Here is a 15,560-nt window from a genome sequence, read left to right on the forward strand (position 1 = left end):
ATTACTGTTCGCAATATCAAAAGGAATTTACGACTTAATCGCTAAACGTTGCCCTCATACCCGAACAGGTCTGCTAGATTACATGCCGTTGTATGCCCTGCATTCTCGCTTTAGCCAATACAAACGAATTTTTGGCATTTCAATAGTTCGGCTTTTTATAGTATATTCGTATGTGTTTTTTCTCGCCAAAAGCAGAAAATTTTAGTAATAACCAGTATAAAACTATAGCGCATATGCAGGCAGCACTTCTGACAGATGAGCATCAATCCTTTCGCGAAATTTTACGAGCATTTATCAAAAAAGAAATTGTCCCCTATATAGATGAGTGGGAAAAAGAAAAGCAAATTGATCGGTCGATTTGGAAAAAAATGGGTGAAATGGGTTTTACGGGGCTAAACTACCCGGAAGATTACGGAGGACTAGACCTAGACTTCTACTATTCCATGATCTTTTGTGAGGAATTGTCCTACTGCTATTCCGGCGGCTTTACCATTTCTGCATTAGTTATCCAATATATGTCTGCGCCCTACATCCTTAAATTTGCATCCGATGAGTTAAAGCGTCGTTATCTACCTGGAATAATTGCCGGCGATCTTATCAGTGCTGTAGCCATTACTGAACCAGGCGCAGGATCAGATGTGAAAAACATGAAAACTTCAGCAAGGCGTGAGGGAGATTTTTATATCGTTAATGGATCGAAAACGTTTATTACCAATGGTTATTATGGGGATATTTTTATCACGGCTGTAAAAACAGATACCCGTAAAGGTAGTAAAGGAATCAGTCTCCTATTGATAGAACGGTCTTCTGAAGGAGTTCATTCTCAAAAGATCGACAAAATGGGCTGGCATGCCTCCGATACTGCTGAACTCAGTTTCAGCGACGTTAAAGTACCTGCGGAAAATCTGATCGGCATCGAGGGCGCAGGCTTTCAATACCTGATGGATGGTTTGCAACTCGAAAGACTAACCGCAGCTATCCATAGCCTCGCTACGGCAGATTCCGCACTTCAATATACACTGGATTACGTTTCCACTCGCGAGGCATTTGAAAAAAAACTGTCTGACTTTCAAGTTGTCAGGCACCGTCTTGCCGACATGACAGCGAATATAGCGGTCACCAAAGGCTTTATTTATCACTGCTGCGACTTACAACAGCAAAAAAAATACGCGGTAAAAGAATGTTCTATTGCTAAACTGAAAGCTAGCGAACTCGCTATCGATGTAGTAAGTCAGTGCCTCCAGTTGTTTGGAGGCTACGGTTTCACCGAAGACTATAAAATTTCTCGCTTATACCGTGACGTACGCGTTGGAACGATCATCGCTGGAACTTCGGAAATTATGCTGGAAATCATTGCGAAAATGACCATCGATCATGTTGACTACCAGCCACGCAACACGGAAATTAAGTAAACAATACAAAACGCACCATTTGATGGAGAACTTAAAACACGCTACGTTTAAATATATTACAGTAACACAATTAGACGATGAAATTGTATTGTTGGAGCGACACGAGGGTCCGAATACCGCTACCGCCGATTACATAGTACCTCTGGAAGAATTTGTGTCAGCGGTACGAAATAGCTTCGAAAAGACAGCCTGTAGAGGAATCATTTATACTAGTCCGTTAGGATCTGAAGACATTGATTGGCGTTATTTTTATCACGAAATGGCGACTGGATCAGACATAGCTGGCCGTTTGCATCAAGTATTTAAGGAATGGTGTGCGATGTGCAAGATGAAAAAACCGATTGTCTCCATCATTGATGGTGACTGTTTCAGTCTTTGCCTCGCAACTGCACTATGGGGAGGACAGAGTATAGCAACGAGCCGTTCCCAGCTCGGCTTTCCGGAATTTAAGTATGGTTTATTTCCCGGATTTGGCGCAAGCACATTTTCTATACGCAAGCTCGGAATGGACAAGGCGGTACCGTTTTTATTTCAGGGAAATTCGCTTTCTGCAAATGAAGCTCGCAATTTAGGACTAATTGATGAGGTCGTCCCAAGCTTTGATAAAGCTATAATCGCAGCGAAAACATTAATTATTTCAAACGAGGATCAATCTCTCTTTTTCAATTCCCCCACCCCCATCAAAGACGAGCACCTTAGCGACACTACTGCTATCATTCGTAAGAAAGGCAAATTAGTCCCAGCGCATGCTAACTTTTTAGAACTGTTACCCAGGGTTGAAAAGGTAACGCTTGAAGAAGCCCTCAAAACTGAAATTGACGCTTGGCTGTCGTTGTGGCAAAAAAAAGAAACGATTAGCATGGTTCGCACGATGTATTATAGCTTGCAAGAGGCTAAACGCGCTTCTATCGAACACAATGTTGCAGCAAATTTTACAGTTGGCAAAATCGGTATATTGGGTGCCGGCATCATGGGATCCGGCATAGCCTATGAAGCGGCCCGCGCAGGATTGCAGGTTTATTTGAAAGATGTGACGTTGGCTTACGCTGAGCGTGGAAAAGGATATGCGGAAACGCTTACGCAAAAGCAAGTGGCGCAAGGTAAGATGATCTCAGCTGATCGGGATGTGCTACTCGATCACATCCAGCCTACGGAAAATGCTTCTGACTTAATACATTCAGATATAATTATTGAGGCGGTTTTTGAGGATAAACATTTAAAATCCTTTGTGACAAAAGAAGCTCTACCTTTCCTGAGTAAGGATGGAATTTTTGCCAGCAACACCACATCTCTCCCTATCGGTATGCTTGCATCGGTTTCGCCAAATCCTGAAAATTTCATCGGGATGCACTTTTTCTCACCAGTAGATCGCATGCCGCTGGTCGAAATAATCCGAGGACCGAATACGAGTCAGTCTACGCTTGGGAAGGCGCTTCTGTTGGCTAGAAAACTCAACAAGGTACCAATCGTCGTCTTTGACGGACCTGCTTTTTTCACCTCTCGTATCTTTTTCAACTATTTACTGGAAGCTGTAACCATGGTTCTTGAGGGAGTTCCGGCCTCCATCATTGAGCAAGAGGCGAAAAACGCGGGCTTTGCGATAGGCCCTTTGGCTGTGCTCGACGAGATCTCCTTGAAACTTATGCTGCAAGTTTACGATCAATTGCCTGCACTACATCCAGCCCAGCAACGCGCCTATACATATCTGGAAACGCTTATTGGAGAAGGTCGTAACGGACGAAAAACACATGCAGGTTTTTACAACTATGACAAAGATGCAGGCACAAAAGTTATTTGGAATGATCCAACGCTTCCACAACTTCCCGCACTTCCGCCGGATGTCGTCGTCCGCCAACGCCTTTTGCATATAATGGCACTAGATAGCTACCGATGTCTAGATGAAGGTATATTATCAAATCCATCCGATGGAGATCTAGGATCAATACTCGGCGTTGGATACGCTGTCCATACAGGAGGTGTTTTCGGACACATCGATCAGGTCGGTATCCAAACGTTCGTACAGCAATGTAGTTCTTTTTTACCGCATGGCGAGCAATGGCTTATTCCAGCTTCGCTAAAGCGACTAGCCGAAGACGGCTATTGCTTTTATAAGGGTTTTGACAACTGTTGGAAGTAACTGTTGGTGGGCAGTACCGAGGGAAAATATTAGTGTTTAATACTTCGTATGCAGAACCAAGAAGCGTGCAATGCAGGTGATGTATCCCGAAAGCATCTAAAGCAACAACACCTTCCAAGCCATTACGGGATCGTTTTGATCCAGAAAGGTCTTTGCTTTTAATTGCAAATGGGTGTTTCGCGTGCTTTCATCGCCTATAAAAGCTTGCAATAGGTCTCGGATTTCCGGTAGCGTACGGATCGCGTCAACCGATTCTTCATCTGGCAACATAGCGACCGACGCTAGCTTTAGCCGGTCTTCATCCGTTAATACGCTAGCGTTGCGCACAAATGCGGGCATGCTTTCAAATCGCATCTCAGATTATATAGGATGATAAACTACAGTTTCTCTATGATCGCATCAGCAAACTGACTTGTTCGCAAAAGCGTCGCCTGCTCCATCAGATTAAAAAAGTCTACAGTAACTGTACGTTGCTTTATTGTTTCTGCTAGCGCCAGCCTGATTCCGTCTGCCGCTTCTTGCCAGCCCAAATATTCGAGCATCATGACGCCACTTAAGATTACGGAGGACGGATTCATGGTATCGGTATTGGCGAAACGCGGTGCTGTGCCGTGCGTTGCTTCGAAAATGGCATGGCCAGTATCGTAGTTGATGTTTGCCCCTGGCGCTATACCGATTCCGCCAACCATGGCCGCTAGGGCATCTGAAATGTAATCTCCGTTCAAGTTTAACGTCGCCACCACGGAAAAATCCTTCGGTGCTAAAAGGATCTGTTGCAAAAAGTTGTCAGCAATGATATCCTTTATAATAATTTTGCCTGCCTGCTCGGCTTCCCGCTGTTCCTCATTCGCTGCTTCCTGTCCTTTTGATTGCTTTGTACGCTCCCATTGTCCCCAAGTATAGGTTTGGTTGGCAAATTCCGTTTCCGCAACATCGAATCCCCATTGTTTGAATGCACCTTCCGTAAATTTCATGATATTGCCCTTATGAACAAGAGCGACCGAAGGCTTATTATGTGTGATAGCGTAACGTATTGCCGCACGAACCAACCGTTTTGAACCTTCCTCCGAAACCAGCTTGATGCCTACACCCGTGGTCGCCGAAAATCCGTAATCGACATTAAGCTCACCTGCCATAAAAGCTTGGATTTTATCGGCCTGGATAGAGCCTGCAGCGAATTCGATCCCGGCGTAGATATCTTCCGTATTCTCCCTAAAAATCACCATATCAACATCTTCCGGATGCTTTACGGGCGAGGGTGTTCCTGGATACCACTTCGTAGGACGCAAGCATACGTACAGATCCAGTTCCTTTCTAAGCGCCACATTCAAAGAGCGAATTCCGCCACCGATCGGTGTCGTCAGCGGGCCTTTAATTCCGACAAGATACTCCCTGAACGAAGACAATGTTTCAGCAGGCAACCAATCCCCAGTTTCATTAAAGGCCTTTTCTCCGGCTAATACTTCTTTCCAGATAATTTTTTTGGCACCGCCATAATATTTCTCCACCGACTTGTCAAAAACACGAACCGCCGCCTGCCAAATATCGGGACCAATACCATCACCTATTATAAATGGGATAGTCGGGTTATTTGGCACGTGCAGTGTGCCATCAGCATTCATCGCTATCTTATTTGCCATAAGCTTATCCTATTTGTCTTTAGTAAACATATTGCCTATTTCTCGACTTATTTTACGGAAAATTGGCGCTGTTTGTACATCCTCGTACTCATCGATGTGCTGATTTTCGCGCCTGCTCGGAAAAATTAGCAGCAGATTTTGATTCTTGAAATATCGTCCTATCCGTTTCGCTAATCCATCTAAAGAATCTCGGTAGGACACTTCGCCATACCGCGATGACACGAAAACCAACAGCGCATCTACCGTAGAGAACGCCGCTAAGCCATAGATGTTGTCCCAATCTTCATAATTTTCAAAACTATACGGAACACTTGTATTTGCTGCGCTCAGCGCCTCGCCTACAGCACCCTGTGTTCTTTTGTTCGTCACGAACGTTAACGGAAGCGATATTTCTTGCGCTAGCTTCAATACTTTTTCAAGCCAATATTCAAAGCCTACTTCAGATTCCGCCAGTGGCGGTACGAAAACAATAATAGATTTGTGGGAGACAAAAGATTTATCAAGTTTACACATGAAAAGATTAGCGTCCGTTCGATTTAGAATACTCTCTGTTTTTTCGCCCACTATTTTTTCGATGAAAGATGTCGCGCTTGGCCAGCCCAATATCAAGCAATCGGCGAAAAGCTCTTTCGATGTGCGCCCAATACCGCTTGCAATGTTGTAATCTATGGTTGTCAGCAATTCAACTTCTGTTTCAGATCCCGATGCATATTTAGCCATATTATCTAGGTTTTTTCGTGCATTTGCCAAGTTAAGTTCGGCCTGCTCATTGTCAGGAACCACACTTAATATATTCAGCGGGTGTGGCGACTTCTTCGATTTTATAAGCGTTGCAAAATCCAGAATGGGCTCCATGCTAGCTAGATTGGCTATCGGAATCAGAATCTGTTCCTCTCGTTCCGGCACCGTTTCAATGTGTTCATCATCCTGATGCCCTTCCATAACTATTTTGCGCGAAGCATTTTCCGTTACGATAGATGCAATAATACAGGTGATTAAAATTAAAACAATGGTTCCGTTCAATACATTTTCATCGATGATTTCTTTGTCGTAGCCGACCATAATAATAGCGAGTGTGGCAGCGGCATGTGCATTACTCAATCCAAAGATGAGGTTACGCTGATTCTTGGAGTATTTAAAGACTAATTTTGTAGCAGTGGCCGCTAAAAATTTACCAGTGACTGCAACTAACGTAAGTGTACCCGCAATAATCAACGCCATCGGTCCTTTAGTAAGCACACTCACGTCGACAATCATCCCTACGGAGATGAGAAAGAACGGGATAAATATCGCATTTCCGATAAACTCTATCCTATTCATCAACGCTGAGGAATGCGGTATCAATTTATTGAGCGCTAAACCCGCTACGAAAGCACCAATAATAGGCTCTAACCCGGCAAGTTCAGCAAGGAAAGCAGCAAAGAAGACCACCGCAAGCACAAAGATGTAATGGGCTGTTTTTTCGCTCTCGATCTTTTGGAAAAACCATTTGGCAATACGTGGAATAATGCCGAACATAATAAACAAGAACAAAGCGAAGGAAACGCCTAATGTGACCCAGAACTGCTGATTGATTTCACCTTGTGCAGCACCTGTTATGATAGCCAATATAATCAAGACGGCTGTATCCGTGAGAATAGTGCCACCAATAGTGATGGCTACCGCCTCATGCTTGGAGATACCATAACTGTTTACTATCGGATAAGAAACCAATGTATGCGTAGCAAACATACTTGCAATCAAGATACTCGGTAATAATTCATAATTTAAAAAGTAAAAGCATACCGGAAAACCGATACTTATCGGAATAATAAAAGTTAGAAAGCCAAACAACAGACTTTTGTTTTTGGTCTTTTTAAACTCATTCATATCCAGTTCGAGACCCGCAATAAACATAATGTACAGCAATCCTATGGTCGAAAAGAGGTCAATAGCATCTACCCCGCTGCCCTGTAGCGTCACTTTGTCAATCTTGGCTAACCAGTTAAGACCATGCGGACCAAAAAGCACCCCAAACAATATGAGCCCGATTATTCCAGGAACCTTGATCGGACGAAGGATGATAGGCGATATCAGGATAATCGTCAGGATAATCGTGAACACGAGAACCGGATTTGTTATCGGCGTAGAGAAGACGTGCGAAATATGATGTAAGAATTTATCCATGTATTGTATTGTAAAAAGTCTAAAAAAAACCGAGCTTAAATTAGCGATTATTTACCCCATTTCCTAATCGGCATGGTAGTTCTACATGCAAAGAAATAGTAACAAAAGCCTAATTTAAGAGTCTTTTATTTGAATTGAATAGTTTTGATTGGAGAAATCCGGCTGATGAGCATCGCAGGTATAAAAAGTGCCATTAGGCCTATGACGGCGACGGCGACATTCAGCCCAACAACTTGATACCAATGAATCTGCATCGGTACATATTCAATATAGTAAGTGGAGGGGTCTAATGCGAAGAAATGGGTTTGTGTCTGGAAAACATACAGCAGGAGCGCAATGCCATTGCCGATTAACAGCCCTAGTCCTATCAGATACATGGAGCCATATAGAAATACCTTTCGGATGCCTGTATTTACATAGCCGAGCGCTTTAAGTACGCCGATCATTGCTGATCGTTCCAGGATACTAATCAGTAAGGAAGACACCATGTTGATAATAGCAACTAACATCATTAATACAAAGATGATATTATCATTCATATCCAACATGTTCAGCCAATTAAAGATATCGGGCATTTGCTCCACGATATTAGTCGCGTTCATCTCTATCGGCAATAGATCGGCAATCTGCTGCGTAGCTACCTGCAGGGAGTCAAAGTTACTGATTCGAATTTGGTACGCTCCTACATCGGTATCATCAAGATCGTTTAATCTTCTTATAAGATCTAAGGACCCGATAACATAGGTTTTATCCAATTCCTCAGAGTGCGTCGTGTATATCCCGCGTATACTAAAAGGCCGCTTGCGGATGGGATCTTGCACAAAATACATGATAAATTTATCGCCCACATCAAGGGACAAACGGCTGGCAAGATATTCAGAGATTAACAGCTGTGTCGTCGCGCTTTCCCCAAAATTTAACGTATCGCCCTTAATGATATTAGGCTTTATATATTGTTGATTATACGTTTTATCCACACCCTTTAGCAGTACACCTTCCACCTCACCTTTGACGTTCATAATACCTGCTTTCGTGGCAAATGGTGTAATCTCACGTACCCAGGGCACCCCCTTGATGTGCTTTATATCCTGCTCCAATAGCTTGATAGGTGTGTTTTCATAAGAAGCATTCAGATCATTTTTAGTAATGATAATATCCCCGAAGAAGCCACGCTGCTTTTCAATGATTTCCGTTTTAAACCCTTTCAAAATCGCTACGGAAAGAATGATTGCAGATATCGCCAAAGCTAAGGCACCAATCGTGACACGCACAATAAGCTTCGAAAACGTTCGATTACCTGTAAAGAGCATGCGCTTAGCGAGGAAATAGGGAAAATTCAAGCTGAAAATAATTTGTACCTTCGCAAAGTTAGCATTTTTTGTCACTTCACGACTGCTAACGAAAATAACAAAAAAGAATTAAGATATGCGCATTATATTCATGGGAACCCCCGATTTTGCGGTTGCCTCTTTACGAGCTTTACTTGAAACCGGAGAAGATGTCGTGGCTGTCGTCACTGGTGAGGATAAACCAGCAGGACGCGGACAAAAAATGCACGAGTCTGCTGTAAAAAAGTATGCGGTAGAAAACAATATCCCAGTACTCCAACCTGCCAAACTAAAAAGTACAGCATTTTTGGATGAGTTAGCGTCTTACGCTGCAGATTTGCAGGTTGTGGTGGCTTTTCGCATGCTACCAGAGGCTGTGTGGAATATGCCGCCCCTCGGGACTATCAATGTGCACGCCTCCTTATTACCGCAATATAGAGGTGCCGCTCCTATCAACCACGCTATTATGAATGGCGAGAAAGAGTCTGGAGTAACTACATTTTTGCTGCAGCAAGAAATAGATACAGGCAACATACTCTTTTCCGAAAAGGTAAGTATAGATGAAGCGGACAATGCGGGCGTACTGCACGACAAGCTCATGGTTGCCGGAGCCGACGTACTTTTGAAAACTATACAGGCATTTAAGACGAATACCGTGACACCTACACCACAATCAAACTTTGATACAGCTTCGCTAAAAACGGCGCCCAAAATTTTTAAAGAAGATTGTGAGATTGACTGGCACTCGACAACAGAACAGGTGTATAACCGCATCCGGGGATTAAGTCCATATCCTACCGCATTCACAAAACTTCATGGGAAAGGCTTAAAAATATTTGAAGCGGAAAAGACTGGAAAAATAGATGTTCTGCCTGGCGAGCACATTACCGATGGAAAGACCTTTGTGCAATATGCCACGGCAGATGGATCGATTCTTCTTAAAGTGTTACAACTGGAAGGCAAGAAAAAGATGCGTATTGATGAGTTTTTACGGGGTTATCGATTTGAATAGACACCATTTACCCTTCCATATCTTACTCATCATCTTCTACGTATTGCATGATATCTCCGGGCTGACACTTTAAAGCTTTGCATAGTGCATCTAATGTACTAAGACGGATAGCTTTGGATTTTTCATTTTTAATGATAGAAAGGTTCGAAAGTGTGATACCGACCTTCTGACTCAGGTCGTTCAAAGAAACCTTTTTTTTAGACATGATGTCATCGAGGTATATTCTAATAGGCATAAGCAGATCGATTTTAATTTTCAAATTGCTAAAACAATAACAATTTCTGCAAATAATAGTTTTATTGAAATACAAAAACTCTACTTACGAATGCGCTACGGATTTTATAATAAAGCTGTTACAACACGAATGATTTTAATTATTACGGAAAACAAATACGGAATATCCGCGTTATTCCATTGACGAAATGCGATTTGGAATAATTTTTGCTACACTAAGTACATCAATTATCCATTCCTAACTCCCTCATACAGAGTGATTAATTTACACTTAAATGAAGGTGATTTCGTAAAAATTTACTATTTTTGCAAACATTTCAAAGAGAAAGGTTTTTAAACATTAGATGAGACAGCTCAAAATTACACAATCTATTACCAATCGCGAATCGCAATCGCTGGATAAGTATTTGCACGAGATTGGTAAAGTGGATTTAATCACCGCGGAAGAAGAAGTTATCCTAGCGCAACGCATTCGCGAAGGCGACCAGGTAGCTTTAGAGAAATTAACAAAAACCAATTTACGTTTCGTTGTTTCTGTTGCAAAACAATACCAGAATCAAGGCCTCACATTAGGAGACTTGATCAATGAAGGTAACTTAGGCTTAATAAAAGCAGCAAAGCGTTTCGACGAAACAAAAGGTTTTAAGTTCATTTCATACGCCGTTTGGTGGATCCGTCAATCTATTTTGCAAGCTATTGCTGAGCAATCACGTATTGTGCGCCTTCCTTTGAACCAAGTTGGTTCATTGAGCAAGATCAGCAAAGCCTTTTCAAAATTAGAACAGGAATACGAGCGAGAACCATCTCCAGAGGAATTGGCTGACATACTTGAAACAACGGTAGACAAAGTGTCTGATACGTTGAGTAATTCAGGAAGACATGTATCTATGGACGCCCCATTTGTTCAGGGGGAAGAAAACACCTTATTAGATGTGTTGGAAAACGCTGATCCGGATACCGATAGCCTGTTAATTGATGAGTCACTGTCCGAAGAGATCAAACGTTCGTTAGCTACGTTGACGGAAAGAGAACGCGAAATAATTGTTTTGTTTTTTGGATTAGGCACTAATCACCAATTGTCTTTGGAAGAAATTGGAGAGAAATTTAGCCTGACTAGAGAGCGTGTGCGCCAAATTAAAGACAAAGCTTTGCAGCGTCTTCGCCACACTTCGCGTAGTAAAATTTTAAAATCTTATTTGGGCTAACAGAGCCTACACAATGTACGCAATGCGCAGCTGAAAAGTTGCGCATTTTTTTGTGGTATCAGTTTTCACCACCGACTAACACGAATCCTTTAACAAACAGATTATTATCTTACAAATTTATTTTTTAACAATAATTAATATTCGAGAGCAATTTGTTTAGGCATCACTTTTGTAACTTTATTCCTATTAAAATGCTATCGTATGATTAACAACAGAATAATTACAGTGGGCGTGCTGCTTTCTGGCTTATTTCTAGCCAGTTGTGTCAGCAACAAAAAATATACTGCCCTACAGACGCAACATCAAGATCTTGCGGCGCAATATCAAAAAGGACAAATGGATCTCACCGAGGCAAGATCAAAGATCAAAAATCTGGAAGATCAACTTGAATATGAGCGCAAGAACAATGCATCATTGAAAGAAGCCCTAGGACGACTACAAGGTACGCTTGATATGAGCATAAACCAAAATAGCCAAGGGAACGCGAACATTTCGAAATTGGTAGACGAGATTAACGCATCTAACAAATACATCCAGCATTTGGTCAATACCAAAAATAAAAGTGATTCGCTTAATTTGGTGCTTACCAATAACCTCACACGTTCTCTTAGCCGTGAGGAACTTCGCGATGTCGACGTGAAGGTTTTAAAGGGTGTAGTGTACATCTCACTATCAGACAACATGCTTTACAAATCTGGAAGCTACGAAATCTCGGATAAAGCGGGCGAAACACTAAGCAAGATTGCCAAGATCATCCAAGATTATAAGGATTACGAAGTGTTGATTGAAGGTAACACGGATACCGATCCTATATCGAAACCAAATATTCGTAACAACTGGGATTTAAGTGCGTTACGTGCTTCGTCAGTGGTTCAAGCTTTACAAAATCAATATGGCGTGGAACCAAAACGATTGACCGCTGGTGGCCGCGGAGAATTCAACCCTATCGCAGACAATTCCTCTGCTGATGGAAAGGCTAGAAACCGCCGTACGCAAATCATCATTACTCCTAAGTTGGATCAGTTTATGGAGTTGATTGATAAAGCCCCAGAGTCCTCGGCAGATAGCACGAGCACGAGCGAATTTCAGTAGGATACGATCTATACATTTTTTAGAAAGAGGCCGTTCTCATCATATAGAGAACGACCTCTTTCTCGTTTAAAGCGTAAACTAAAATTTCGACAGTCTGAAGCTTATTAGCATAAAAAAGGGTTTAGCTTTCGCTAAACCCTTGCTGTGTCCTCGGCGGGGGTCGAACCCACATCTTCAGAACCGGAATCTGAAATTCTATCCATTGAACTACGAAGACTTGCGAGCAAAAATAACACTTTTTACTTTAGTTCATACAGATATTTGCTAAAATATTATTTCTGCTGCCCCTGCTTTTGCACCGCTTTTACAAACAGCCTACAGGCTAATGATTTAGTGATCGTGATCACCTTCAGCTACTAAATGAACGCTAACTTTCAGATCTAGATCATTTTCACCCGTAAACTGGTTATAACTTGCATTGTTCCAGTCTGCAGCGGTGATTCGCCCTTTTACACCAGCATTTAAATGACGTAGAACGTAGTTCATGGTGAAGGTATTCGCCAACGCGTTGACTGTTAGATAACCCGTAACGCCTACGTTTAAGGCCTGGCCATTAGCATCGATATCTCCATATTCATAGGAAAGACTGTTTGCAGGTGCTCCCAATATAAACGCTTGATGTATATCTGCACGCGCTACAAATGTTTGTTGCGTTTCCCTACCGGCAAAATCCGTAGCCACGAGTTGCAGTCGGTAGCTTTTCCCCACCTCCAAGTGCAGATGCTCACCAACTGGTGGCAACATATCCGCACCAGAAAATGTGACCGTAACAACTTCAGGGTTTTGTATGTCATTGTAATGTGCATGATCTCCATGTGCCTCACGTTCCACTTCAGTGAATATAAGTTTCGCTGTACCCACTTCTTCTTGATCTACTTCAGGGGTAGGGTCATCTTTAGAGCAAGATGCTGCAAAAAATAAGATACTGAGCGCGAGAATAACTACATTGATTTTTTTCATGATAGTACTATTTAGAAATGATAAGAAATTTTTAAATTAATGTTTCGTCCCATTTGGTGGGTAAAATACCGCAAACGGTCCATATAATCTTTGTATTCGGTATTGAATACATTGTCGACAGACAATAGTAGGTTTAGCTGATGAGCTTCGTTAAGTTGAAACTGCTTTGCCGCCACAAGATCGATAAGATGGTAGGCTGGCGGCGGAGACGCGTAATCTGAATTCGGTTCGTAGCGGCTTTGTTTTGCTACGAAGCGGTGGGCCACTTTTAGGTAGCTATGTTGCTGGTCTTGACCAAACATTTTCCAGGAAATACCATGCTGCAGCCTATCTGCAGGTATGTAGGGCAAATAAGTGTGTTGCGACAAGTTCCGGGCGCGTAGCAACGATGCGTTTATATCATACTGAAAGTCTTTCCACAGCTGGTAACTGAACCGAAGATCTACGCCATAAAAAAGCGCATCATGTTGTTGATAAACAAACAGGGGAAAGGTGCCTCGGATGGTTTGCCTTACCGAATCGGGATTAGGTTGTGCGTATATGTAATCGTAGAGCAACTGCGCATAAACATCTGCGGTAAACTGCATACGACTACTGCTTCGGATCAGCGAACTCATCCATTTCAGCCCTTTTTCGCTTCGCAGGTTTTGGTCGCCAAGCTCGTAGGTTGCACTGCCGTGATGTACACCATCGCTATACAATTCATTCGCTGATGGCGCACGCCAAGCTAATCCTATGTTGCTTTTCAGACTCCATTGCGGTGAGAAGTGGTAAAGCACGCCCACCGTACCAGACGCGTTATGAAACCGGCGCGTAGCGGTAAGCAGATATTGCTGTATGCTTCCATCCTCATTCACGGCATCGCGGCGGTAGCGATAGCCTGCCACATCGAGGTATTTAAAATCATATCGCCCACCCGCTTCGGCATGCAAACGCCCGATGTGAAACTGATGTATAGCAAAAAGGCCTAGACTATAACTGTCGAAATTGGGAATAATAGGCGTTGTCCCCGTTCCGGGCGTGTTGTTATTGATCTGTGCTAAAGACTGTATACCGATGGAGCTATTTCCTTCCTTTAGTACCACATCCAAGGATTGTGTTGAAAGTACCATATCGGCCATAGGCAGATCATCGGATTCTACGCGACGTACATCATATTCGCGCCGATGGTTGCGCTGGTATGCGTACTGTACGTCCAGACTGCGATCAGCATTAAATTTATACTTCCATGTGGCCTTCGCTAAATCGTGTGACACTTTTTGCCTTGGCGCGCCTATTTTATAGGTGAAATCGTAGGTTTCAAAGGGGCGTCCGTTTTGAATCCTGGCCTCAATATCTGCAACGGTTCCGATGTGCGCACCGGTAAAAATGCCCAGCGTTGTCCCGAAGTGGCTGTAAAATAACGCAAAGCTGTTTTTATCCCGCTTATAATCTAAAGCCGCGCTGTAATTAAGCTCCTCCACGCCGGTATTTCCCACAACATAGTGGGGCGTTTCGTAATCGCCAAGTTTTTTAGCCGAGGCTTGCAAACGCCAACCGAGCTGCGGGATTTTATCAATGCCTCCTTCAAAAGCTCCGTTTACAACCCCTCCTCTCCCATTACTCCGCCCGTGCAGATCAAGCTCTCCGCTGAAAGGCTTTGATGTGTCGATCGTTTTGGGCAGCACTAAGACCACGCCGCCTAAAGCATCCGCACCATAGCGAACGCCCTGCGCTCCTTTTACCACTTCTAAACGATCAGCAAGGAAGGGATCAATCTCAGGCGCATGTTCCACCCCCCACTGCTGTCCCTCCTGGCGAATTCCGTTATTCATAATCAAAATACGGTTGCTATGCAAACCGTTGATTACCGGTTTTACAATACTGTTTCCCATACCGATCGTGGATACGCCGGAAATAGCAGTAAGCGATTCAGCCAAAGTTTTCCCGCGGCTTTCCTGAAGTTCCTGTGCAGATAAACGGTGAACACTACTGGAAAGAGAGCCTTGTTGTTGTCCAATGATCTCGACATCTTGCAGATGTATAGCATCTGGCAGAAGTTCAAATACCAGTGTCGTATCTTTCGAAAGCGATAGCGAAAGCTCTTTGCCATGATAGCCTAGGTGTGAAGCAGCTACTTGGTAGCTGCCTGCACACATTTTGTTGAACACAAAATGTCCAAGACGATCCGTAGTTGTGGCCCTATCGCTATCCAGCCGAATGACAACATCCGTTAATGGCGTGCCTGCAGTGGATCTAACTTCCCCCTGCATGCGTATAACGCAACCCTTCTGGGCATTTGCCAACTGCCAAAAAAACATTGGCAACAGCAAAAGCCCAATCCATGTTTTTTGCATGTATTGTACTTAATAATCTTTGTATAAAACTTATTTAC

12 protein-coding genes and 1 tRNA gene are annotated in these 15,560 nt (G+C 43.0%); 5 read left to right on the forward strand and 8 right to left on the reverse strand.

Translation table 11 applies throughout. The features are described 5' to 3' along the window. The first annotated feature begins 233 nt into the window (after positions 1 to 233). Entirely contained in the window at positions 234 to 1,412 is a 1,179-nt protein-coding gene (locus DI53_RS00705) for an acyl-CoA dehydrogenase family protein (protein ID WP_037494524.1), read from the forward strand. 22 nt (positions 1,413 to 1,434) lie between these two features. Then, positions 1,435 to 3,549 carry a 3-hydroxyacyl-CoA dehydrogenase NAD-binding domain-containing protein gene (locus DI53_RS00710; RefSeq protein WP_052071938.1) on the forward strand — a complete coding sequence of 705 codons (2,115 nt, stop codon included), beginning with the start codon at positions 1,435 to 1,437 and terminating at the stop codon, positions 3,547 to 3,549. Between the two features lie 96 nt (positions 3,550 to 3,645). On the opposite strand, the gene DI53_RS00715 is transcribed toward DI53_RS00710, so the two are convergent. The 4 genes from DI53_RS00715 to DI53_RS00730 form a co-directional block, all read right to left on the reverse strand. Then, positions 3,646 to 3,903 carry a hypothetical protein gene (locus DI53_RS00715; protein WP_037494260.1) on the reverse strand — a complete coding sequence of 86 codons (258 nt, stop codon included), beginning with the start codon at positions 3,901 to 3,903 and terminating at the stop codon, positions 3,646 to 3,648. 23 nt (positions 3,904 to 3,926) lie between these two features. Continuing rightward, positions 3,927 to 5,189: an NADP-dependent isocitrate dehydrogenase gene (icd, locus tag DI53_RS00720; RefSeq protein WP_037494262.1), complete on the reverse strand. Its 1,263-nt coding sequence runs from the start codon at positions 5,187 to 5,189 to the stop codon at positions 3,927 to 3,929. Between the two features lie 9 nt (positions 5,190 to 5,198). After that, a complete protein-coding gene (locus DI53_RS00725; RefSeq protein WP_037494266.1) occupies positions 5,199 to 7,355 on the reverse strand; it encodes a cation:proton antiporter in 2,157 nt (718 codons plus the stop codon). Between the two features lie 125 nt (positions 7,356 to 7,480). Continuing rightward, the gene (locus DI53_RS00730) at positions 7,481 to 8,740 is read right to left on the reverse strand and encodes an ABC transporter permease (RefSeq protein WP_241462337.1); all 1,260 of its coding nucleotides are present in this window, start codon (positions 8,738 to 8,740) and stop codon (positions 7,481 to 7,483) included. 40 nt (positions 8,741 to 8,780) lie between these two features. On the opposite strand from DI53_RS00730, the gene fmt reads away from it, so the two are divergent. After that, positions 8,781 to 9,695 carry a methionyl-tRNA formyltransferase gene (gene fmt, locus DI53_RS00735; RefSeq protein ID WP_037494268.1) on the forward strand — a complete coding sequence of 305 codons (915 nt, stop codon included), beginning with the start codon at positions 8,781 to 8,783 and terminating at the stop codon, positions 9,693 to 9,695. A 22-nt stretch (positions 9,696 to 9,717) separates the two neighbouring features. Here the strand turns inward: fmt and DI53_RS00740 are convergent, their stop codons facing one another. Further along, positions 9,718 to 9,930 (reverse strand): helix-turn-helix domain-containing protein, encoded by a 213-nt coding sequence (locus DI53_RS00740; RefSeq protein ID WP_037494529.1) that lies wholly within the window; start codon positions 9,928 to 9,930, stop codon positions 9,718 to 9,720. Between the two features lie 343 nt (positions 9,931 to 10,273). Here DI53_RS00740 and DI53_RS00745 point away from each other — a divergent pair, with 343 nt between their 5' ends. Next, positions 10,274 to 11,134 carry a sigma-70 family RNA polymerase sigma factor gene (locus tag DI53_RS00745; RefSeq protein WP_037494269.1) on the forward strand — a complete coding sequence of 287 codons (861 nt, stop codon included), beginning with the start codon at positions 10,274 to 10,276 and terminating at the stop codon, positions 11,132 to 11,134. A gap of 201 nt (positions 11,135 to 11,335) precedes the next feature. Further along, positions 11,336 to 12,226: an OmpA/MotB family protein gene (locus tag DI53_RS00750; RefSeq protein WP_037494271.1), complete on the forward strand. Its 891-nt coding sequence runs from the start codon at positions 11,336 to 11,338 to the stop codon at positions 12,224 to 12,226. Between the two features lie 145 nt (positions 12,227 to 12,371). Here DI53_RS00750 and DI53_RS00755 read toward each other — a convergent pair. The 3 genes from DI53_RS00755 to DI53_RS00765 all read right to left on the reverse strand — a co-directional run bounded on the left by DI53_RS00755 (position 12,372) and on the right by DI53_RS00765 (position 15,522). Further along, a tRNA-Arg gene (locus DI53_RS00755) sits at positions 12,372 to 12,443 on the reverse strand. Between the two features lie 113 nt (positions 12,444 to 12,556). Further along, positions 12,557 to 13,186, reverse strand: coding sequence for a hypothetical protein (locus DI53_RS00760; protein WP_037494272.1), 630 nt, complete (start codon positions 13,184 to 13,186; stop codon positions 12,557 to 12,559). An 11-nt stretch (positions 13,187 to 13,197) separates the two neighbouring features. Next, positions 13,198 to 15,522 (reverse strand): TonB-dependent receptor, encoded by a 2,325-nt coding sequence (locus tag DI53_RS00765; protein ID WP_037494276.1) that lies wholly within the window; start codon positions 15,520 to 15,522, stop codon positions 13,198 to 13,200. Positions 15,523 to 15,560: the final 38 nt, after the last annotated feature.

It is taken from the genome of Sphingobacterium deserti (assembly GCF_000757725.1).
Classification (GTDB): Bacteria; Bacteroidota; Bacteroidia; order Sphingobacteriales; family Sphingobacteriaceae; genus Sphingobacterium; species Sphingobacterium deserti.

Bases quoted from the DNA above. Each gene is read 5' to 3' on its own strand.
- DI53_RS00705 (WP_037494524.1), top strand. From the start codon at position 234: ATGCAGGCAGCACTTCTGACAGATGAGCATCAATCCTTTCGCGAAATT.
- DI53_RS00750 (WP_037494271.1), top strand. From the start codon at position 11,336: ATGATTAACAACAGAATAATTACAGTGGGCGTGCTGCTTTCTGGCTTA.
- DI53_RS00765 (WP_037494276.1), bottom strand. From the start codon at position 15,522: ATGCAAAAAACATGGATTGGGCTTTTGCTGTTGCCAATGTTTTTTTGG.
- DI53_RS00760 (WP_037494272.1), bottom strand. From the start codon at position 13,186: ATGAAAAAAATCAATGTAGTTATTCTCGCGCTCAGTATCTTATTTTTT.
- DI53_RS00725 (WP_037494266.1), bottom strand. From the start codon at position 7,355: ATGGATAAATTCTTACATCATATTTCGCACGTCTTCTCTACGCCGATA.
- DI53_RS00715 (WP_037494260.1), bottom strand. From the start codon at position 3,903: ATGCGATTTGAAAGCATGCCCGCATTTGTGCGCAACGCTAGCGTATTA.
- DI53_RS00745 (WP_037494269.1), top strand. From the start codon at position 10,274: ATGAGACAGCTCAAAATTACACAATCTATTACCAATCGCGAATCGCAA.
- DI53_RS00710 (WP_052071938.1), top strand. From the start codon at position 1,435: ATGGAGAACTTAAAACACGCTACGTTTAAATATATTACAGTAACACAA.
- icd (WP_037494262.1), bottom strand. From the start codon at position 5,189: ATGGCAAATAAGATAGCGATGAATGCTGATGGCACACTGCACGTGCCA.
- fmt (WP_037494268.1), top strand. From the start codon at position 8,781: ATGCGCATTATATTCATGGGAACCCCCGATTTTGCGGTTGCCTCTTTA.
- DI53_RS00740 (WP_037494529.1), bottom strand. From the start codon at position 9,930: ATGCCTATTAGAATATACCTCGATGACATCATGTCTAAAAAAAAGGTT.